This is a genomic window from Streptomyces sp. NPDC002884 (assembly GCF_040295245.1).
In the GTDB taxonomy this organism is placed as follows: Bacteria; Actinomycetota; Actinomycetes; order Streptomycetales; family Streptomycetaceae; genus Streptomyces.
The window spans coordinates 34747-56026 of sequence record NZ_JBEOVB010000039.1; the positions used below are offsets into that span (position 1 = coordinate 34747).

Here is a 21280-nt window from a genome sequence, read left to right on the forward strand (position 1 = left end):
CCGGCCTCATCGACTCTCCAGCCTGAGAGGGCACCCACCCATGACCACCGACCACGGCTACCCCGCCGTCCGCCTCCACATCGCGGGCGAGTGGTGCCAGGGCGGCACCGGACGTACCGCCCCGATCGTGAACCCGGCCACCGAGGAGGTGATCGGCGAAGTACCCCTGGCCACCCCCGCCGACCTGGACCGCGCGCTCGAAGCCGCCGCGGCGGGCTTCAAGGTGTGGCGCGCGACGCCCGTGGCCGAGCGCACCGACATCCTGCACGCCGCCGCCGGCCTGCTGACCGAGCGAGCCGCCGAGGTCGGGCGGATCATGACCCTGGAGCAGGGCAAGCCGCTCGCGGAGGCGACCGGCGAGGCCCGCCGGGTGGCCGGCACCCTGCGCTGGCACGCCGACGACGCCCGTCGCGCCTACGGCCGGATCATCCCGGCCGAGCCGGGCACGGTACTGACCGTCCGCCGTGAGCCGATCGGTCCGGTCGCCGCCTTCGTCCCGTGGAACTTCCCGGCGGGCGGCCCGATGCGCAAGATCTCCGCCGCGCTCGCCGCCGGCTGCTCGATCGTCATCAAGGCCTCCGAGGAGACCCCGGCGACCGCCATGGAACTGGTGCGCTGCTTCACCGACGCGGGACTTCCGGCCGGAGTGCTGAACCTCGTCTTCGGTGAACCCGCCGAGGTCTCCGCCCACCTGATCGCCTCCCCGGTGGTCCGCCTGGTCGCCTTCACCGGCTCGGTGCCGGTCGGAAAACTGCTGGCCGCACAGGCGGGCCAGGTCATGAAGCCGTCGCTGATGGAACTCGGCGGCCATGCCCCCGTGATCGTCTGCGCGGACGCCGACCCGGTGCGGGCCGCCCGCAAGGCGGCCCGGGCGAAGTTCGTCAACGCCGGCCAGGTCTGCACCTCGCCGAGCCGCTTCCTCGTCCACGAGAGCCTCGTGGGGGAGTTCACCGCCGAGTTCGTGAAGGCCGCCGAGGCGGTGGTCGTCGGTGACGGTCGCGAGCCGGGCACGACCATGGGCCCGCTGGCCAACGAACGCCGGCTGAAGTCCCTGGAACGGCTCGTCGCCGACGCCGTCGCGCGCGGCGCCAAGGTCCTCACCGGCGGCGAACGGCCCGACCGGCCCGGGTACTTCTTCGCGCCGACCGTCCTGACCGACGTACCCGAGGACGCGGAGCTGCTGCACGAGGAGCCGTTCGGGCCGATCGCGCCGATCGTGCCGTTCAGCGACCTCGACGAGGCCCTCCGGGCCGCGAACGCGCTGCCGTACGGCCTCGCCGCCTACGGCTTCACCGACTCCGCCGCGACCGCCGAGAAGCTCTCCGCCGAGCTGGAGGCCGGGATCCTCTCCCTCAACCACTGCGGCGGCTCCGTCCACGAGGCGCCTTCCGGCGGCGTGAAGGACAGCGGTTACGGCCGGGAGGGCGGGCCCGAGGCGCTGGACGCCTACCTGGTCACCAAGCGCGTCTCCCACCGGCTGGCGCCATGAGGTACGCACGGCTCTCGGTCGACGGACGGGCGCGGTGGGGCCGGGTGGGGGAGACGGACGTCGAGCTGCTGTCCGGCTCCCCCCTGGAAGGCGACGCCGGCCGGCCGGATCCCGAAGTCGTCGGAACCGTCCGCCGCGAAACGGCCGACTGGCTGCCGCCCGTCGTCCCGCCCGTCTTCTACGCGGTCGGCCTGAACTACCCCCGGCACATCGAGCACGCGGCCCGGCTCGGCAACCCGGCCGCCGTCCTGCCGGACCGCCCGGAGGTCGGCTACCGCGCCAACAACGCGCTCACCGGCCACCGTTCGCCGATCGTGAGGCCGGCCGAGGCCGAGGGGCGGTTCGAGGCCGAGCCCGAACTCGTCGCCGTCATCGGCCGGACCGTCCGGCACGCCTCGTACGAGCAGGCCCGCGACGCCGTCTTCGGCTGGACCATCGGCAACGACGTCAGCGCCCGCACCTGGCAGCACCGCGACCGCACCTTCTGGCGCAGCAAGAACAGCGACACCTTCAAGCCGATGGGGCCGTGGATCGAGACCGACGTCGACGCCCTGGCGCAGACGACAACCCTGCGGGTCAACGGCGCGGAGCAGGCCTCGTTCCCCACCGGCGACATGGTCTTCGACCCCTTCGACTTCATCGTCGAGATCACCAAGCACATCACCATGCGGCCCGGGGACGTGCTGTGGATGGGCGCCGAGTCGACCTGCGGGATCGAGCCCGGGGACACCGTGGAGATCGAGATCAGCGGCATCGGTGTGCTGTCCAACCCCGTTCACCTCGAAGGGAACCACCAGTCATGAGCGCGGAACCCCGCTACATCCACCACGTCAACTTCCCCACCACCGACCCCGACCGCACCGCCGAGTGGTACACGAAGGTCTTCGGCATGAAGCGGATCATGCCCAAGTCCAACACCCGGGTCGTACTGATGACCCGTGGCAACTTCGACCTGCACTTCACCCCGGTCGAGGAGATGGAGCGCATGGCGCCCTACCACTTCGCCGTCGAGGTCGACGACTGGGACGACTTCCTGGCGCACCTCGGTGAGCTGGGCATCCGGCACACCCGGCCCGTCCAACGCCCGGAGAACCAGTCGAAGTTCTGCTACATCCACGACCCCGACCACACCATGATCGAGCTCGTCTACCACGCCAAGCGCCCCAACTGATCGCCCTCGCTTAGGAGTTCCCTCCCATGCCTCTCGCCGACTCCGACGGCACCTCCCTCTACTACGAGCGCCACGGCAGTGGTCCGGCGATCCTGTTCGTGCACGGCAGCGGCGGCCACCACGCCGCCTGGTGGCAGCAGGTCGCCGCGCTGCGCGACGAGTTCACCGTGGTCACCGTCGACCTCCGCGGCTTCGGCAACTCCGACTCGTCCATGCCCGAGTTCGACGGCCAGGACTTCCCCGGTGACGTCGTCGCCGTCCTCGACCAGGAGGACCTGACCGACGTCATGCTGGTCGGTCAGTCCATCGGCTCCGTCGCCGCCCTGCGCGCCGGACTGCTGCGCCCCGAGCGTGTCTCCGCCGTGGTCCTCGGCCACTCGCTGGGCGGCATCAGCCACCCGGAGCTGAAGGAGCTGGCCGCCGCCGACCGCGCCGAGGCCGTCAAACTCCCCGTCATCGACCGGCTGTTGACCAAGCCCTTCCAGTCGGAGCGCGCCGACCTCACGTTCCTGTTCCAGCAGATGGGCACCTTCAACGTCGCCAGGATGCAGGACCTGCGCAACCTCGACACCGACGGCCCCTCCCTGGAGGAGATCGAGGCGTCGGGCGTCGAGGTCGCCTTCCTCGCGGGCGAGAACGACGCCGTACTGAGCGTCAGGACGGTCACCCGCGCCCACGAACTGCTCGCCGGATCGCACCTGGAGATCGTCCCGGGCGCCCCGCACTCCATGTACTGGGAGACGCCCCGGGCCTACAACGAGGCCGTAGCCCGTCTGCGCCGCACCCTCACCGCACCGAAGGAAGCAGTATGAGCAGCCTGACCCTGGCCGCCGCCGAGGAGATCATCGAGGCCGCCACCGAGCGGGCCCGGGCCCTGGGCAAGGCGGTGAGCGTCGCCGTCGTGGACGCCGGCGGCTTCCCCATCGCCATCCGCCGCCCGGACGGGGCCCGCCCCCTCACCCCGGACATCGCCCGCGCCAAGGCCTACACCGCGGCCGTCATGCAGCGGCCCGGCAAGATGCTGAAGAAGTGGCAGGAGAGCCAGCCCGTCTTCTTCGCCCAGCTCTCCCAGCTCCCGGGCGCGGCGCTGCCGATCATGGCCACCGAGGGCAGCGTCACCATCAAGAAGGACGGCGAGATCATCGGCGGCCTCGGCATCGCCGGCGGCACCGCGGACGAGGACCAGACCATCGCCGACGAGGTGCTCGCCGCCCTCGGCTACGAGCTGGAGTTCGCCGCCTGGGGCGTCTCCGGCGGTCCGGCCGGGCCCGGAAAGGACGTGTGACCCATGGCGGACACCTTCAACTACCGCATCGACCACCACGGCAGCCTGGTCCGTCCCGCCGAGCTGGTCGCCGCCCGCGCGGCCGGCGACCCCGGGGCACGGGCGGCCGCCGAACGCACGGCGGTCGAGGAAGCGGTCGTCTTCCAGCGCAGGCTCCGCTCGACCGTCGTCACCGACGGCGACTTCCCCCGCGAGGACTTCCGGGGCGCCGTCCTCGACGCCGTGACCGGGTTCCGCCGAACCGGCGAGGTCGGTGCGGACGGCCTGGCCGGCTGGGTCGCCGAGTCCCTGCCCAAGGCGAACGGCCCGCTGCTCGCCGACTGGGCCGACCGGCTCACGGCGCTGACGGTGATCGCGCCGAAGGCCTCGCTGCCCTCCCCGGCCTACCTCGCCGCGACCACCTACCGGCCCGGCCTCGGGGTGTCCTCCGCACGCGAACTGGGCGAGGCCCTCGCGGAGATCGTCCAGGCCGAGATCGAGCTGCTGGTGTCGAAGGGCGTACGCCTGATCCAGCTCAGCAACCCGCTGCTGCTCGGCCAGGTGGCGACGGACCCGTCCGATCCGGGCGCGCTGTCCTTCGAGGACGCCCTCGCCGTCGAGGCCCTCGCGGTACGCCTCGACGAGCGTCCCGAAGGCGTACGGATCGGGGTCGCCCCCGGTTTCGCCGCCCCCGGGGCCGTGGACCGGGCGCGCGTCGAGCGGCTGTACGGCGCAATACCGGCCGACCGCTGGATCCTGCCCTTCGACCAGGGCACCGACGCCGAGCTGGACCTCGTCCGGGCGCTGCCTGAGGACCGGGACGTCTGTCTGGGCGTGGTCGACGCGACCGTGCCCGAACTCGAGGACATCGACACGGTGATGGCCCGCATCGACGCCGTCGGCGCGGTCAAGGACCTCGAGGACGCGGCCGTGTCGCCGTCCCGGGGGTTCGCCGACGTGGCGAGCCGGCCGCTGCTGACCACGGAGGAGCAGCGCAGGAAGATCGTGCTGGTGGAGACCGTCGCCCGGTACGTGTGGGGCAACGAGTTCTGACGGCGGCGCGCAAGGGCCGGGCGACTCGGGGGAGTCGCCCGGCCCTGAGGCGTGTCCTGCGGATCAGGCCGCGCGCCTCACAGCGTCTCGGCGAAGGTGACCGTCCGCTCCGTCAGCAGCGGCCACACGGTCGCCACGATCAGCTTCCGGAAGTGCTCGGCCGCCTTGTGCGCCTCGAACCCGGCCCGGTCGGCGTACCGCTCGTACAGCAGGAAACCGCCGGGCTCCCCCTCGACCGCGTGCACCTCGTATCCCTCGTTCGCCGGCTCGGCACGGGTGTGCTCGCGGACCTGGAGCAGCGCGGCGCGGACGCTCGCCCCGTCGGCGGGGGCGCAGCGGTAGTGGGCGACGACGGCGTAGGACATGTCCGGTTCTCCTCGGCGGGTGGGCGGAGGCCGCTGTCAGGCCTCCGGCCCGCCGATTCCAGCATGGATCAGGCCCGCGCCCACCCGCGCGCGGCGCAACCAATGCCTGCTGCCACAGAGCTGGCGGCACCGCCCTGACGTGGTGTGTTGTCACAGTCCGCACCCTGGCCGACAAAGGAAGTGACCCGACATGCGTACCCTGGAGACCCTCGTGGGCGGGGAGTGGGTGGCGAGCGCCGACTGGATCGACGTCCTCGACCCCGCCGACCTCCGCACCCCCGTCGCCCGCGTTCCGGCCCTCACGGCCAAGGACGTCACCCGCGCCTTCGACCACGCCGAGCGGGGTTTCGCCGTCTGGAAGCGCACCAGCCCCTTCGAGCGGGCCCGGGTCTTCACCGACGCGGCCCGGCTGATCCGCGAACGGGTCGAGGAGATCGCCGCCGACGTGACGGCGGAGAACGGCAAGACCCTCACCGAGGCGACCGGCGAGACCCTCAAGGCCGCCGACTTCCTGGAGTACTACGCCGGTCTCGCCCGCCAGGGCTACGGCACCCTCCTGCACGACGTACGGCCGAACCACCGCACCCACACCCAGCGCGAGCCGATCGGCGTGATCCTGGTGATCAGCCCGTGGAACGACCCGCTGATCACGCCCGCCCGCAAGCTCGCCCCGCTGCTCGCGACCGGCAACGCGGCCGTGTTCAAGCCGGCCACCGAGACCCCGGTCTCCGGGCTGCACTTCGCCCGTGCCCTGCACGACGCCGGACTGCCCGCGGGCGTGCTGAACGTCGTGACCGGCCGGACCGCGGAGATCGAGGAGGCGCTCCTCGACGACCCGCGGATCGTTGGCATCACCTTCACCGGCTCCAACGCCGTCGGCAACCGTATCCGTCGCCGCCTCGCCGACCGCAACGTCCGTTTCCAGGGCGAGTTGGGCGGCAAGAATGCCTCGGTGGTACTGAAGGACGCCGATCTGCCGGCCGCCGCGAAAGCCGTCGTGGCGGCCTCGTTCGGGCAGGCGGGCCAGCGCTGCACCGCCACCAGCCGGGTCGTCGTCGAGCGGCCGGTGTACGAGGAGTTCACCCGGCTGCTGGTCGCCGAGGTCGAGCGGCTGAAGGTCGGCCCGGGCCACGACCCGGCCACCACGCTGTGCCCGCTGTCCAGTGCCAAGCAGCGCGACAGCGTCCTCGCCGACCTGGCCGGGGCGGTCGAGCAGGGCGCCACGGTCCTCACCGGCGGCCACGCGGACACCGAGGGCGAGCGCGCCCACGGCTGCTACGTGCAGCCGACGGTGCTCGGGGACGTCACCCCCGAGACGGCGATCTGGCGGGACGAGGTCTTCGGGCCGGTTCTCGTCCTGCGCGCGGTCGACGGCTTCGACGCGGCCGTCGAGGCGGTCAACGACTCGGGCTTCGGCCTCGCCGCCGCCGTCTTCACCCGCGACCTCGCCCACGCCCACCGCTTCGCCGACGAGGCCGAGTGCGGACAGGTCGCGGTCAATTCCACCACCACCGGCTGGGACGTCCACCTGCCCTTCGGCGGGTTCCACGACTCCGGTACGGCCTACAAGGAGCAGGGCGAGGAAGTCCTGCGCTTTTCCACGCGCGTCAAGACTGTCGCCGTGCACTTCGGCGGCTGACGATCGGGAGACGCGACGAGAGACAAGGAGGCGTTCGATGGCTGACGAGACGATCGGCATCGTCGGGGGCGGCATCGTGGGACTGGCCACGGCCCGCGAGATCGCCCTGAGCAGGCCCGGCACCCGGGTCGTGGTCTTCGAGAAGGAGCGGGAGGTCGCGCTCCACCAGACCGGCCACAACTCGGGCGTCGTGCACGCCGGCATCTACTACACGCCCGGCAGTCTCAAGGCCGAGCTGACGGTACGGGGCGTGGCGCTGCTGCGCGCGTACTGCCAGGACCGTGAGCTGCCGTACCGCGAGATCGGCAAGCTGGTCGTGGCGGTCCGCGAGGACGAGCTCGGCCGGATGAACGCCCTCTACGACCGGGCCAGGAACAACCATGTGCCCGATCTGCGGAAGGTCTCCCGCGAGGAGATCCGGGAGATCGAGCCGAACGCCGGCGGAGTCGCGGCCCTCTACTCCCCGCGCACCGCGATCACCGACTATCCGGCGATCGCCCGGGCCTTCGCCGACGACGTCGTCGGCTCCGGGGGAGAGGTGCGGACGGGCTTCCCGGTCACCTCCGTCACCGAGGTGCCCCAGGGCATCGAGGTGGCCTGCGGAGCGGAACGGGTGCGCGTGGACCGGCTGATCCTGTGCGCGGGGCTGCACTCCGATTCCGTGGCGGGGCTCGCGCGGGACCGGCCCGACCCGCGGATCGTCCCGTTCCGGGGCGAGTACATGCTGCTCAGGCCGGACAGGGCCGATCTGGTGCGGGGTCTGATCTACCCGGTGCCCGACCCCCGTTACCCGTTCCTCGGCGTCCACTTCACGCCCCGCGTCGACGGCTCGGTGGAGGTCGGCCCCAACGCGGTCCTGGCGCTGGCCAGGGAGGGGTACACCCGCACCCGGATTTCCCCGAAGGACCTGCTCGGCCTCGCCGCCTATCCCGGCGTCTGGAGGATGGCGGCCCAGCACTGGCGTACGGGCATCAAGGAGTACCGCGGGTCGTTCTCGGCGAAGGCCTTCATGAAGGACGCCAAGCTGTACGTCCCCGCGGTCGGCGTCCAGGACGTCGTACGCGGCGGGGCGGGCGTCCGCGCCCAGGCCCTGGACCGGGACGGCACCCTGGTGGACGACTTCCGTATCCACCGGGTGGGCCGGGTCACGGCCGTCCGCAACGCGCCCTCGCCGGCCGCCACGGCCTCCATGGCGATCGCCGAGCACATCGTCGAAGCCGTTTTCGCCCGCGCTTCCGGCAGCGACTGAGAAACACGTTGCGGAACAGGTTGCGGAACAGGTTGCGGAACACGTTGAGAAACAGGTTGCGGAAGACGACCGCGAAACGGGCCCGGAAACCGCTTTCGGCGACCGCGCGCGCAACCTGAAAGTGCCCTGCGAACAGCGCACTTTCACGCAACAACAGCTTGCGCTCCCAGGGGCTCCGCAAGGCCTTTCCGGCCGCCTAGCGTTCCCTCCGCAACGCCTCACCACGTGCCCTACCGAGAGAAAGAAGTACGGGACATGTTCGTCGTCGACACGCAGATCCACATCTGGCTGGAAGAGACCCCGGACCGCCCCTGGGTCCCGGGCGCCCGGGAGCGGATCCGCCTCAACGGCCACCGCGAGGACCCCTTCTCCTACGAGGAGGCCCTCGAGCTGATGGACGAGGCCGGCGTGAACCGCGCGCTGATCCTGCCGCCGTCCTGGGAGGGCGACCGCATCGACTACGCCCTCGAAGCCTGTGAGGCGCACCCGGACCGCTTCGGCATCATGGCCCGCATCCCGCAGAACAAGCCCGAGGAGGGCAAGGCCCTGCTGAAGGACTTCGCGCAGAACCCGCACATCAAGGGCACGCGACTGACCTTCCACCGCCCGCAGGACCGCAACTGGATGATCGACGGCACCAACGACTGGTACTGGCCCGTCGCCGCGGAGCTCGGCATCCCCACCATGGTCCACGCCCCGATCTGGAAGCGCGAGCTCGGCGAGATCGCCGCCAGGCACCCCGAGCTGAAGATCATCATCGACCACATGGGCATCATGGCCCGCTGCGTCGACGACGCGATCGGATACTGGGTCGCGGAGACCGCGGAGCTCGCGGCCCACCCGAACATCTACGTCAAGGTGTCGGCGCTGCCCGGCTACTCGACGCAGCCGTTCCCGAACAACAACATCCAGAAGTACGTGCGCGAGATGGTCGACAAGATGGGCCCGCAGCGCTGCTTCTACGGCACCGACATCACCCGTCTGCTGGGCCACGGCATCACCTACACCGACACCATCGAGCAGTTCACCAAGCACTGGGACTTCACGCCCGAGGAGCTGGAGTGGATCATGGGCCGCGGTATCTCCGAGGTCCTGAACTGGCCGATCGAGGGCTGAGGAAACACGAGAGATGACCGACACCACCACCTCACCGGGCGCCGACGGCGGAGACGCTCTCGTGACCGCCTTCAACGCCGTCGGCGCCGACTACCTGTTCTGCTCGTCCGGGTCCGAGTGGGCCCCGGTGTGGGAGTCCCTCGCCCGGCGCCACCGGGACGGGCTGCCCTGCCCGCGGTACCTCGACCTGACCCACGAGACCGTCGCCGTGGGCATGGCCACCGGCTACGGCCTGGTCAGCCGCCGGCCGCAGGGGGTGCTGCTGCACGCGGCGCCCGGCCTGCTCCAGGGCTCGATGGCCGTCCACGGGGCGCTGCTCGCCGGCGTCCCGATGGTGGTCAGCTCCTCCGAGTCGACCACCTACGGCGACGGCCCCGGACAGGATCCGGGCGGCCAGTGGTACCGGAACCTGTCCATCGTGGGCGGCCCGCACGGCGTCGCGACCCCGTTCACCAAGTGGTCCACCGAGGCCGCCAGCGTCCACACGCTGCCCACCATGGTCACGCGGGCGGCCGAGCTCGCCTGGCGGGCCCCGGCGGGGCCGGCGTACCTGAACGTCCCGCTGGAGATCCTGCTGGAGGAATGGGACGGCCGTGAGGCCAAGCCCATCGTGCCGCCGGGCTCCACGCACAGCTCGCCCGAGGAGGTCGATCCGGTCGCCCGGCTGATCCGCGAGGCGAGGAACCCGGTCGTCGTCACCGAGACCGCCGGCCGCGAGGCGGGTGGCTTCGAGGCCCTCGTCGCCTTCGCCGAGGCCTGGAACATCCCGGTCGTCGAGCCGGACTCGGCGGTGTGCGGCAACTTCCCGCGCACCCACCCGCTGCACGCGGGCAGTGACATCGGCCCGTGGATGGACGAGGCGGACCTCATCCTCCTCGTCAACTGCCGGGCCCCGTTCTACCCGCCGTCGCGCCGTCCCTCCAAGGCGCAGGTCGTCGTCATCGACGAGGTGCCGCAGCGTCCGCACGTCGTCTACCAGGTCCTGTTCGCGGACAAGTACTTGGAGGGCAACGTCGCCAACACCCTGCGCCAGCTCGCCAAGCGGGCGAAGGATCTCGACGAGGCCGCCGTCGCCGTACGGCGCACCGCCCAGGACGAGCGGCACGCCGCCGAGCAGGCCGCCATCGCCGACGCCGAGACCAGGGCCAGGACCGGGGCCGGGACCGGGGCGCGGCAGCGGACCGAGGGCGTCGACCCGGTGCTGGTCGCCGCCACACTGCGCGAGCTGCTCCACGGCTCGGACGGCATCGTCGTCGACGAGACCATCACCCACAGCCGTGTCGTCAAGCGGCATCTGCGCACGGCCGACCCCGACTCGTACTTCTATGTGCAGGGCGGCCTCGGCCAGGGCATCGCGGTCGCGCTCGGCGTCAAACTCGCCGCGGGGGAACGGCCGGTGGTCCTCACCATCGGCGACGGCGCCTTCACCTACAACCCGGTCGTCCCCTCGTACGACGCGAGCAAGGCGTACGAACTCCCGCTGCTCATCGTGGTGTTCAACAACCGGGTCTACAAGTCGATGAACCTCAACCACCGCAGGTTCTATCCCGACGGAGCGGCCGCCGAGACCGGTGAATGGCTCGGCACCGATCTGCACCGTCTGCCCCGACTGGCGCAGTTCGCCGAGCCGTTCGGCATGCACACCGAGACCGTCGACACCGCACAGGCGCTCGGGCCCGCCCTCGAGCGCGCCCTCAAGGCCGTGGCGGAGGGCACCACCGCCGTCGTCGACGTCCTCGTCACCCGCTGAACCAGGAGGCACCGTCACCATGTCCACCCCAGCTACGAAGATCCTGGTGCCCGCAGAGGACCTGCGCACCTTCTCCGCGGCCCTCCTCGAGAAGGGCGGCCTGAGCGCCGCACACGCCCGCACCACCGCCGACGTGTTCGTCTGGGCCGCGCTGCGCGGCGTCGACTCGCACGGCATCGCCCGGGTCCCCGCCTATCTGGACCTGCTGGAGAAGGGCGTCGCCAACGCCGACGCCCGGATCACGCTCGAGTCCGCCGCCCCGGCCGCCGCCGTCCTGGACGCCGATCGGGCCCCCGGCCCGGTGGCCCTCAGCGCGGCGGCCGACGAGGCCGTGTCCAGGGCGAGGACGACCGGCATCGCCGCGGTGGGCGTACGCCGCACGGTGCACACCGGCGCGATCGGCTACTACGTGTCGAAGATCGCCGAGCAGGGCCTGGTCGGCATCGGCTTCGTCGCCGGGATGCCGAACATGGGCTACACCGGAGTCAAGGGAGCGGCGGTCGCCACCAGTCCGCTCGCCATCGCCGTCCCGACCGACTCCTCGTCGGCGCACGCGCCGCTGCTGCTCGACATGGCCACCGCCACCATCGCCCTCGGCAAGATCCGGCAGGCCAGGGCGAGCGGCACCCCGCTGCCCGAGGGCGCGGCCGCCACCGAGGACGGCACCCCGACCACCGACCCCGAGAAGGCGGTCATGCCGCTGCCGCTCGGCGGGGCCAAGGGCTCCGGCATGTCCCTCGCCTTCGAGCTGCTGACCAGCGTGCTGGTGGGGGCGCCGATCTTCGCGGCGTTCCACTCGGACGACCCGGCCGGCCGCAAGCACCGCCAGAACGCCCTGCTCATCGCCGTCGACCCGGCCGCCTTCGGGGGCACGGACGCCTTCACCGAGTCGGTGGACGCCACGCTGGACACGCTCAAGGGCCTGCCGGCCGCGGACGGCGCGCAGGGCGTGTTCTACCCCGGCGAGCGCAGTGCCGCCGTGGCCGCCGGCCGCGGGGAGAAGGGCGTACCGGTGGCGCCCAAGGTGTGGCGCGACCTGACCGAGCGCGCCGAGAAGCTGGGCGTCGCCCTGCCGGCGGCCGCTGGATAGGGGACGGTGGCTTCCCGGGCGACGACCCGGGGAGGGGCGGGTGGCCGGGCGCGCCGGTGCGGCGGACGACGCCCGCGGGCCACCCGGGTGGCGTCCGGTGCGGCGGACGCGCCCTCCCGCCCCTCCCGCCCCTCCCGCATCTCTCCCCCCTCCTCAACGCCTCAAGAGGCCTGCGAGGCGCCGGAGCCGGTCGCCTGGCGGAGGTGACGGGCGATCAGCGCGTAGGCGGTACGCGCCCTTTCGTCGTCCTTGGTGTCGTAGCCGTGGTCGGCGCCGGCGATGTCGTGGTGCTCGACGAGGGCGCCGGCCTCGTCGAGCCGCTCCGCGTACCGCACCGCCTCGTTCCTGAGCAGGTCGTACTCGGCCGTGATCACCAGCGCCGGGGCGATGCCTTCGAGGCCGGCGGTGTCGGAGGCGTGGGCGGGCGACACGAACCGGTGGGCGCGCTCACGGGGATCCGGTACGTAGGACGAGTCGAAGATGTCCCCGAGCCAGGGCCGCAGCATCGGCCGGGCGACGGCGGCCTTCTTGTCCCTGGCGCTGGTGGCCAGGTCCAGCGGGGGATAGTGCAGCACCTGGAGCGCGATCGACGGGCCGCCCTGCTCCAGGGACTGCCGGGCCACGGCCGCCGCGAGTCCGCCGCCCGCGCTCTGTCCGCCCACGGTGAGGCGCCGGCCGTCCCAGCCGTGCTCCGCGCCGTGCCCCGCGACCCAGCGGACGATGTCGTAGGCCTGGGTGGTCGCGGCGGGGAACGGGTGCTGCGGGGCCACGACGTACTTGACGTTGACCACGACCACCCCCGCCTCGGCGGCGAGGACGCGGCAGAGCCCGTCGTCGACCTCGGGCATCGACATGATGTAGCCGCCGCCGTGGAAGTTGACGTGCACGGGCGGCCGTGTCGCCGTTCCGGCCGGGGGCGCGTACACCGTGACAGGAGCGGGGGCCACGGAGGTCGGGACCGTCAACTCGCTCACGTCACGCGGGTATTCGGGGAAGCGGGCCTGCCAGGCGGCGGCCGACCCGGCACCCGAGGTCCGGCGGCTCGCCAGCTTGGTGAGGCCCTGCATCGTCTTGGCGGCGAAGGCGGCCACCGCCGGTCTGGCCAGGATGGACATTGCGGGTTCCGTTCGTCGAGCCGTGCCGTCGATCGTCAGGATTCCTGATGAAGAGAACGGGGCGAAGCTAGCACGACGGGACCCGCGCGCGCACCGGTCCCTCAGTCCCGCCGGGCCACGATCCGGTACGCGTTGGACACGCCGAGCCGGTGCGCGAGCGGACGTACCGCGAACCGGTCGAGCAGGGTGCCCACGATCAGCGCCGGGATCCCGGCGACCAGCAGCGCCCCGCGCAGCGTGCGGCGCAGCGCGCCCGGCGCCTCGGGCAGCCACGGCGCGTCCTCGCGCGGCGCCGCGTGGTCCAGCGCCAGCCATACGGCGGCCAGCAGGTCGACCGGGTCGTGCGGCTCGGCGTGCTGCTCCGCCACCACGGTGAAGCCCAGCCGCGTGAGCCGTTCCCGCAGATTGGCCACCGGCACGAAGTGCAGATGCTGCGGCTGGAGCCAGGGCAGCCACCAGCGGCCCAGCAGGCGCGCGTAGCGGCTCTCGGGGTCCGGCACCTCGATGAGGAGATGGCCGCCGGGGCGCACCGTCTCGTGTGCGGCGCGCAGCTCGCGGTCGGGGTCGGTGCTGTGCTCCAGGTAGTGGAACATGCTCACCACGTCGTAACGGGCGGCGAGTTCGGCCGCCAGGTCGGGGAACGCGCCCCGGTAGCCGTGCTCCACCCGGCCCTCCCGCTCGGCGAGTTCGACGCCGTCGGTGAAGTCCAGCCCGTCGAACGTCGTCCCGGGCAGTACCTCCCGGGCGGCCGCGCAGAAGTGACCGTGCCCGGTGCCGACGTCCAGCCAGGTCTTCGGCGCGGGGTCGTGCGGCAGCATCGACCCGGCCCGTCCCCGGTACATCTTCGTCCGGCCCCCGAAGGTGTCCCCGAGCTTCTTCTCGCCCAGCCCGTCGTAGAAGTCCCGGTAGTAGAACTCCAGTCCCTCGGCGCTCAGTCGCGGGTTCTGGAAGATGTGTCCGCAGTCCCCGCAGCGGTCCAGGACGAAGCGGCCCGGCTTGTGCTGGAGCAGATCGGTGGTGCGCAGCCGGGTGGTCAGCGCCGCCGAGCCGCACCAGGGGCAGGTGGTGCGGCGGGGCTCGAACAGGCGGTCCTGGCCGGCGGCGATGTCCGCCCGGTAGGCGGGCCGCGCCTCGGCGATCCGCTGGGCGGGCCTGCTCTCTTCGCTCATCTGAACTCCCCTGCCAGGCCTTCGAGATGGGTCGCCGCGGCGGACGGACCGCCCGCGGCGCGGAATGCCGTACGGATCCGGTCGGCGGCGGCGCGGTGTCCGGGTTCGTGCAGGACGGAGTCGATCGCCGCGCCCAGCTGCCGCGGGGTGACCCGGCCGAACCGCACCCGTACCCCGGCCCCCGCGTCGGTGACCTGCCCGGCCACGACCGGCTGGTCGTCGCGGATCGGGGCCACGACCAGGGGGACGCCGTGCCACAGGGCCTCGCACACGCTGTTGTGCCCGGCGTGGCAGACCAGCGCGCCGGCACCCTTCTCCAGCCGCTCCAGCAGGGCGAGCTGGGGCACGTACGGCAGGATCAGCAGGTCCTTGTCGTCGCCCCGCGGCTCCAGCGTGCCGCCGGGATCGACGATCACGCCCTGCACCCGGTCGGCCCGCTCCCGCAGCACGTCCCGGCAGACTCCGAGGAACCGTCCGCCGACGTCGGCGTTCGCGGTGCCGAGCGTGACCAGCACGGTGGCACGGCCACCGTCGAGCCACTCCCAGGGGAAGGCGGCGGTGGAGGGCCGGGCCGTGATGGACGGGCCCACCCAGCGGACGTCCCCGCGGGCGTCGCCCGCCAACTCCGGGGTGCTGAAGGCCAGGACGAGGTGCGGCGAGAAACGGGGGTCGGCGTCGCCCGCCGGATCGCCGATCGCGGACCGCAGCGCGGCCAGCCGCCCGTCCAGCCACTCCCCGACCTTGGGCAGTCCGGCGAGGGGGTCCGTGAACTCGGCCGAGGTGGTCGCCGAGGTGGCCCACGGCAGACCCAGCCGCTCCGCGACCAGCGCGCCGGCGAAGGCCTGCTGGTCGGCGACGACGACGTCCGGCCGGAACGCCTCGACGGCCGCCCGCACACCCGGCGCCATCGCCTCGGCGAGCGGCAGCAGGTACCACTCCCACAGAAACCTCAGCGCCTCGGGACCACGCAGGTCGGCGGGCCGCTCACCGGGCGGCGCGCCGCCGCAGGCGTACACCGTCCCGGCGCCGGGGCCCGCCAGCCGGCCGACCAGCTCCGGGTCGGCGCAGGCCCAGGCCACCTGGTGGCCCCGCGCGGTGAGTTCGGCGGCGACCCCGACCGCCGGATTGAGGTGACCCACCAACGGCGGTACGACGAACAGGAACCGGCTCATCCGGCCGCCTCCGCCGCCACCCGCCCGGCCTCGTCGACGAGGGTCAGGATGTGCCCGCCGACCGTCCCGGAGGCCTCCACGAGGACCGAGTGCTCATGCCCCGGGATCACCACGGTCCGGCAGTCCGGCAGCACCGCCCGGAGCCAGGGCGCGAGTTCGGCCAGATCGGAGTCGCCGCCGTACAGGCCGAGCACCGGGCAGCGCACCGCGGCCAGCTGATGGTCCGTCAGCACCCGGCTGGCCGGGATGTCCCGTCCGAGGGTGGTCTCCCGGGCGAGCCGGGCCGCGCCCTTGGCCAGGCGGGCCGTGTTGTGGCCGCGGTGGGCGGTGATCCAGGCGATCGCGTCGGACTCGTTGTGGGCGAGCTGGGTCACGACCCGATCCAGGATCCCGCCGAGCTTCGCCGCCCAGGCGGCGGTGGCCGGTTCGGACTCGACGAGGGTGACGCTCGCCGCCCGTTCGGGGTGCCGGGCCGCGTAGCCGAACGCGATCGTGCCGCCGTAGGAGTTGCCGACCAGATGCACCGGACCGGTGACCGCCAGCCGGTCGAGCAGCGCCTCCAGGTCGTCGACGTTGTCGTCCAGCGTGTAGCCCCGGGCGGGGCGCTCGCTGCGGCCGTGTCCCCGCAGGTCGTACATGACGACGTCGAGGCCCGCGGCCGCGAACGCCGGGGCGACGGTGAAGTAGTAGCTGGCCAGGCTGTCGGTGAGCAGACCGTGCACCAGCACCACGGTGGCGGTGGCCGGCCGGCCCTGCCGGGGGCCGAGCCGCTGTACGTGCAACCGGACGGAGCCGGTGTCGACCATCGCCATGACTCAGCTCGCCTCCGCGGCCTTCAGACTCGTCACGACGTACTCGACGAGCCGTCCGACGGTCAGTTCGATGATCTCGTCGAACTCCATGCCGGCCAGGAACTCGGCGAAGTTGACCCGGTCGCCGTACCGCTCCTGGAGCAGACCGGCCAGGGTGACCAGATCGATGCTCTCCAGCTCCAGGTCGCGGTTGAAGGTGGTCTCCATGCCGATCTCGATGTCGTCGAGGCCGTACTCGTCCTCGAGGAGCCGGGTGAGCATGCCGGTGAGGTCGGCCAGGACGGCCGTCTCGTCGGCGGTGACGGGGGTGCGGGGGGTGGGGGGTGTCATCGGGCGTCGTACTCCTCTGCGGTCGGGTGTCCCGTCGTCCAGGCCACCACGTACGAACGGTCGGGCAGCCGGGGCGGGTTGGCGGCCGGTGCGCAGTGCACGGCGTAGGCGCGTTCCAGTCGGCCCGCGACGGTCAGCCGGTCGCCTGCGGGTGTCGCGTCGAGCACCGTGAAGTCCCGTGGCCTGCCGTCGAATCCGGTGCCCTCCGCCTTGGCGACGGCCTCCTTCGCGGCCCAGAACCGGGTGAACCACAGGGCCTCGGAGCCGCCGGAGCCGGCCGACAGGGCGCGCAGCAGCCGTAGTTCGTCCTCGCCGAGGGCGGCGGCGAGGGTCTGCGGGGTGCGGTCGGTGACCTCCTCGATGTCGATCCCGGGGCCGGGGCCCGGCGTGTGCGGCCGGACGATCGCGACGCCCGCCTCCGCGCAGTGGGCCAGCGAGACGTCCAGCGGAGGCAGGTCGCGGCCGTGCACCCCGGTGACGTACGGCCGGCCGGCCTCGTCGTTGCGCACCCGCAGCTCGGCCGGGAAGACCGGGCCCTCGCCCTGGTCCCACAGCCACCGCCGTACCGCGTCCTTCACCGCGATCCGGCCGAGCAGCCACTGCCGGCGCCCGCGCGGGGCGTGCCGCGCGTACTGCGAACGCTCCGCGCCGCCCAGGGAGTTGCGCATGATCAGCTCGCGGGACGCCAGGTCGGGCCAGCGCTCGTGCAGCAACTGCCAGCCGCCCGGACGGGTCTCGGACAGGGTGTGGTGTTCCGGGAAGCGCTCGACGGGCCGGGTCTTCGGGTCGTTGTCGAACCGGCGGTCCTGCCAGCCGGACAACTCCGCCCACACCGTGCCCCCGGCCGTCAGCTGGACGTCGGCCTCCAGGAAGGCGTCGGTGAGCGAGGTGATCCGCACCAGGCACCCCACCTCGGTGCCCGGCGCGGGATGCGGTCCGTGGAAGCGCATCTCCCGCATCCCGACCGGGAACACGACGGTGCGCTCGGTGCGGGTCGCCATGATCCAGTAGCCCAGGATCTGACCGACGTTGTCCAGCAGCGCCCCGGGTGCGGACGGGGTGGTGATCACCCCGCGTACATGGCGGTCGCCGATCGCGGTGAGTTCGGTGACGCCCCGGAAGGCCGGGCCGTGGAACATCCAGCGCTCGTCGTAGAGCTGGGCGGCGGTGTGTTCGGGGGCGCGCTCGGAGCCGGGGTCGACGGGCCACGCGGCGGGGGGCGGCCGGTGGGCGGCGGCGAGTTCGACGGTGGCCCGGGCCCGGGGGCCGAAGGAGACGGCCAGCCGGTCGGGGCCCTCGGGCGTCACGGTCACCGGCACGTCGACGGCGGGAGTGGCGGTGAGCCACTCCTCGAACCGCGCGCCGTGCACGGCGACGGCCACCCGGCCCGGAGCCGACTCCCGGGCCGCCTCCACCGCCGCGTCCACGATGTGCCGGACGATCGTCGTCGCCGGGACGACCGGCCACCGGTCGGCGACCTCGGGCCAGCCGGGCCGCTGCGGGAAGAAGCAGTGGTCCAGCAGGTAGGGCATGGTGTCGGGGGAGACATGGACGCTGCTGTGCCAGGGGCCCGTCCGCCGGGCGGCCGCGGGAGCCGTGGCCCTCGCGGTCATGAGGGCGGCCGCCGTGTCCGCCGTCTCGTGGAGCAGGGCGGACAGTTCGGCGGCCATCGGTGAACCCCCGACGAGGGCGTCCAGCGGCGACGGACCGGCGGGGCCCGCCGCGCGGCCCGGGGTGCGCAGCTCGGCCCGCAGCGCGGTGAGCCGCTGCGGCGCGAGGGACACCAGGGCGCCGCCCAGGTCCAGCCGTACCGGCGGCCGTGCCGCCCGTGCGGCGGCGGCCGGCGACGGGGAGGACGCGAGGGAGGACGCGGGGGAGGACACCAGGGAGGGGGCCACCGCCGCCCCCGCCGTCCACAGCGCGGTGGCCACCCGGCGGAGCTGGGCGAGGCCCGTGCGGTGGGGGGAGTTGGCGGGGACGACCAGGTGGTCCCGGCCGCCCAGGGTGTCCCCGACGAGGGAGCCGAGCTGACCGGGACCGACCTGGACGAACACCCGGCGTCCGGCCGCGTACAGGGCCTCGGTCAGCTGCCGGAAGCGGACGGGTTCCAGCAGATGGCGGACGAACAGGGACCGTATCCCCGCCTCGTCCCCGGGGAAGGGCGCGGCCGTCGTCCCCGACCAGAGGGGGGTGTGCGGCGGGTACAGCCGGAACCGTTCGGCGGCCTCCTTGATCGGGCCGAGATGCGGTTCCAGCATCGGGGTGTGGAAGCCCGACCGGAACGGCAGCACCTGGCTGAGGACGCCCTGGGCGCGGAAGGCGCGCACGAAGTCCTCCACCGCCGCCTGCGGACCGCACACCATCGACTGGCCGGGCGCGTTGTCGTGGGAGAGCACCAGTCCCGCCGTGGTCCGGCCGCCGTCCCGCAGGGCGGCCAGGACCCGCTCGGCGGACGCGCCGATCGCGCCGAAGGCCAGCCCCGCGACCGTCACCGAGTCGGGGTCGAAGCCCGCCATGAACGCGTCGACCTCGTCCCCGGAGTACAGCCCGGCGGTCGCCATCGCCGTCCACTCGCCCACGCTGTGCCCGGCGACCGCGTCCGGCACTATCCCGCTGCGGCGCAGCGCCGCGTCGAGCAGCCGGCCGACGGCGACGACATCGAAACCGTGGCGGCCCACGTCACCGGGCCGGTCCCCGGCGACGGAGGGGGCGGGCAGACCGAAGTGGGCGGCCACGTCGTCGACCTGCGGAGTGAAGTCGCCCTCCAGACCGGGGAACAGGAACGCCGGACCGCCCCGGTCGGCGCCCAGCAGGGGGCTCGGCCGGAACCAGACGTCGCTGCGGCCGTGCCAGGCACGCTGCTTGGCGACCGTGCGGCGGGCCAGAGCCAGCCGCTTCGCGGTCGGGTCGACGATGCCGAGGCGGGCGGGTCCCGCGTCCGGGTGCGGCTGCGAGGGGGCGAGTCCGGCGGCCCGTACGGTGTCGTCGTCGGCGTCCAGGAGGGCGGCGAGCCGCGCGGGGGAGCCGGCGGCGAGCAGCAGGATCCGCTCGGGTTCGGCGACCGCCAGGACCGGACGGGGCGGTGCGGTCGCGCGGGATCCGCGGGCCCCCGGCGCCTCCTCCAGCACCACGTGCGCGTTGATCCCGCCGAAGCCGAACGCGTTGACGGCGGCCCGGCGCACGGGCTGCCGCTCGGTGGTCTCCCAGTCGGCGGCCTTCTCCAGGGTGCGGAACCGGGTGCGGGCCAGGGCGGGGTGCGGGTCGTCGCAGTGCAACGTCGGGAGCAGCGTGCGGTGGTGGACCGCGAGCGCGGCCTTGACGAGGCCGGCGACCCCGGCGGCGGGCATGGTGTGCCCGATCATCGACTTGACCGAACCCAGCACCGCTTCACCCTCGCCGGGGCCGAACACCTCGGCGAGCGTGGCCAGTTCGGCTTCGTCGCCCGCCGGGGTCGCGGTGCCGTGCGCCTCCAGCAGCCCGATCGAACCGGGCTCGGCCGGGTCGAGTCCGGCGGCCCGCCACGCCTGCCGGACGGCCTGCGCCTGACCGCCCGGATCGGGGTTGACCAGCCCGGCGGCCCGGCCGTCACTGGCCACCCCGGTGCCCCGGATCACCGCGTAGATCCGGTCGCCGTCGCGCTCGGCGTCGGCCAGCCGCTTGAGGACGACGACGCCCGTCCCCTCGCCGATCAGGAGGCCGTCGGCGTCCCGGTGGAAGGGGCGGCTGCGCTGGCTGGGGGAGAGGGCGCGGAGCTGGGAGAAGACGCTCCACAGGGTGATGTCGTGGCAGTGGTGGACGCCTCCCGCGAGCATCAGGTCGCAGCGCCCGGAGCCGAGTTCGCCCACCGCCTGGTCCACGGCGACCAGCGAGGACGCGCAGGCCGCGTCCACGGTGTAGGCGGGACCGCGCAGGTCCAGCCGGTTGGCGATCCGGGAGGCGGCGAGATTGGGCACCAGGCCGATCGCCGACTCGGGACTGTCCGGACCGAGCCGCTCGGTGAACGCCGCCCGCACACGGCCGAGTTGGTCGGACGTCAGGTCAGGAAGCAACTCGCCCAGCGTGCGCACGAGTTGGCCGGCCGTCCGGACCCGTTGGTCGAGCCGGACCAGGCCGGGGGTGAGATAGCCGCCCCGGCCGAGGACGACGCCGACCCGCCCCCGGTCGGTGAGCCGGTCGGGGCCGCCCGCGTCGTCGAGGGCGGCCGAGGCCACCTGCAGGGCGATCAGCTGGTCCGGCTCGGTCCCGGCCACCGAGTGCGGCATGATCCCGAACCGGGTGACCTCCACCTCCGCCAGCCCGTCCACGAACCCGCCCCGCCGCGCATACACCCGGTCCGCGACGGCCGGGTCGGAGGCCGTGCCGGGGCGGTAGTACTCGGCGTCCCAGCGCCCCTCGGGCACCTCACCGATCGCGTCCACGCCGTCCCGCAGGTTCCGCCAGTACGCCTCCAGGTCTGCGGCGCCGGGCAGCAGCACCGCCATGCCGACGATGGCGAC

At 73.2% G+C, this 21280-nt stretch carries 18 protein-coding genes; 11 read left to right on the plus strand and 7 right to left on the minus strand.

Annotated elements, in window-relative coordinates:
* The first annotated feature begins 40 nt into the window (after positions 1–40).
* Genes ABT070_RS40140 through ABT070_RS40165 form a run of 6 tightly spaced genes read left to right on the plus strand, consistent with a single transcriptional unit; the run spans position 41 to position 4977 of the window.
* A complete protein-coding gene (locus ABT070_RS40140; protein ID WP_351767887.1) occupies positions 41–1489 on the plus strand; it encodes an NAD-dependent succinate-semialdehyde dehydrogenase in 1449 nt (482 codons plus the stop codon).
* Complete coding sequence (locus ABT070_RS40145) at positions 1486–2292, plus strand: fumarylacetoacetate hydrolase family protein (RefSeq protein ID WP_351767888.1); 807 nt, start codon at positions 1486–1488, stop codon at positions 2290–2292. Before ABT070_RS40140 ends, ABT070_RS40145 begins: the two co-directional genes overlap by 4 nt.
* Positions 2289–2660, plus strand: a complete 372-nt coding sequence (locus ABT070_RS40150; protein WP_314219782.1) for a VOC family protein — start codon at positions 2289–2291, stop codon at positions 2658–2660. The genes ABT070_RS40145 and ABT070_RS40150 overlap by 4 nt, the downstream gene beginning before the upstream one ends.
* A 26-nt stretch (positions 2661–2686) precedes the next feature.
* Positions 2687–3472: an alpha/beta fold hydrolase gene (locus ABT070_RS40155; protein ID WP_351767889.1), complete on the plus strand. Its 786-nt coding sequence runs from the start codon at positions 2687–2689 to the stop codon at positions 3470–3472.
* Entirely contained in the window at positions 3469–3945 is a 477-nt protein-coding gene (locus tag ABT070_RS40160; RefSeq protein WP_351767890.1) for a GlcG/HbpS family heme-binding protein, read from the plus strand. Before ABT070_RS40155 ends, ABT070_RS40160 begins: the two co-directional genes overlap by 4 nt.
* 3 nt (positions 3946–3948) lie before the next feature.
* Positions 3949–4977 carry a methionine synthase II (cobalamin-independent)-like protein gene (locus ABT070_RS40165; RefSeq protein ID WP_351767891.1) on the plus strand — a complete coding sequence of 343 codons (1029 nt, stop codon included), beginning with the start codon at positions 3949–3951 and terminating at the stop codon, positions 4975–4977.
* A 77-nt stretch (positions 4978–5054) separates the two neighbouring features.
* On the opposite strand, the gene ABT070_RS40170 is transcribed toward ABT070_RS40165, so the two are convergent.
* Entirely contained in the window at positions 5055–5342 is a 288-nt protein-coding gene (locus ABT070_RS40170) for a putative quinol monooxygenase (RefSeq protein ID WP_351767892.1), read from the minus strand.
* Between the two features lie 190 nt (positions 5343–5532).
* On the opposite strand from ABT070_RS40170, the gene ABT070_RS40175 reads away from it, so the two are divergent.
* The 5 genes from ABT070_RS40175 (at position 5533) to ABT070_RS40195 (ending at position 12186) form a co-directional block, all read left to right on the plus strand.
* Positions 5533–6981, plus strand: coding sequence for an aldehyde dehydrogenase family protein (locus ABT070_RS40175; RefSeq protein WP_351767893.1), 1449 nt, complete (start codon positions 5533–5535; stop codon positions 6979–6981).
* Positions 6982–7018: 37 nt separating this feature from the next.
* Positions 7019–8230, plus strand: coding sequence for an L-2-hydroxyglutarate dehydrogenase (lhgD, locus tag ABT070_RS40180; RefSeq protein WP_351767894.1), 1212 nt, complete (start codon positions 7019–7021; stop codon positions 8228–8230).
* Positions 8231–8485: 255 nt separating this feature from the next.
* On the plus strand, positions 8486–9346 hold the full coding sequence (locus tag ABT070_RS40185) for an amidohydrolase family protein (protein WP_351767895.1): 861 nt from the start codon (positions 8486–8488) through the stop codon (positions 9344–9346).
* A 13-nt stretch (positions 9347–9359) separates the two neighbouring features.
* Positions 9360–11096: a thiamine pyrophosphate-dependent enzyme gene (locus ABT070_RS40190; RefSeq protein ID WP_351767896.1), complete on the plus strand. Its 1737-nt coding sequence runs from the start codon at positions 9360–9362 to the stop codon at positions 11094–11096.
* A 19-nt stretch (positions 11097–11115) separates the two neighbouring features.
* The gene (locus ABT070_RS40195; protein WP_351767897.1) at positions 11116–12186 is read left to right on the plus strand and encodes an Ldh family oxidoreductase; all 1071 of its coding nucleotides are present in this window, start codon (positions 11116–11118) and stop codon (positions 12184–12186) included.
* Positions 12187–12347: 161 nt separating this feature from the next.
* Here ABT070_RS40195 and ABT070_RS40200 read toward each other — a convergent pair whose 3' ends face one another.
* The 6 genes from ABT070_RS40200 to ABT070_RS40225 form a co-directional block, all read right to left on the minus strand.
* On the minus strand, positions 12348–13301 hold the full coding sequence (locus ABT070_RS40200) for an alpha/beta hydrolase fold domain-containing protein (RefSeq protein WP_351767898.1): 954 nt from the start codon (positions 13299–13301) through the stop codon (positions 12348–12350).
* Positions 13302–13402: 101 nt separating this feature from the next.
* Positions 13403–14470: a class I SAM-dependent methyltransferase gene (locus ABT070_RS40205; protein ID WP_351767899.1), complete on the minus strand. Its 1068-nt coding sequence runs from the start codon at positions 14468–14470 to the stop codon at positions 13403–13405.
* Complete coding sequence (locus ABT070_RS40210; protein ID WP_351767900.1) at positions 14467–15642, minus strand: glycosyltransferase; 1176 nt, start codon at positions 15640–15642, stop codon at positions 14467–14469. Before ABT070_RS40210 ends, ABT070_RS40205 begins: the two co-directional genes overlap by 4 nt.
* Positions 15639–16454, minus strand: a complete 816-nt coding sequence (locus ABT070_RS40215) for an alpha/beta fold hydrolase (protein ID WP_351767901.1) — start codon at positions 16452–16454, stop codon at positions 15639–15641. Before ABT070_RS40215 ends, ABT070_RS40210 begins: the two co-directional genes overlap by 4 nt.
* A gap of 3 nt (positions 16455–16457) precedes the next feature.
* Positions 16458–16784 (minus strand): acyl carrier protein, encoded by a 327-nt coding sequence (locus ABT070_RS40220; protein ID WP_351767902.1) that lies wholly within the window; start codon positions 16782–16784, stop codon positions 16458–16460.
* Positions 16781–21265, minus strand: coding sequence for a beta-ketoacyl synthase N-terminal-like domain-containing protein (locus ABT070_RS40225; RefSeq protein WP_451099643.1), 4485 nt, complete (start codon positions 21263–21265; stop codon positions 16781–16783). The genes ABT070_RS40220 and ABT070_RS40225 overlap by 4 nt, the downstream gene beginning before the upstream one ends.
* Positions 21266–21280: the final 15 nt, after the last annotated feature.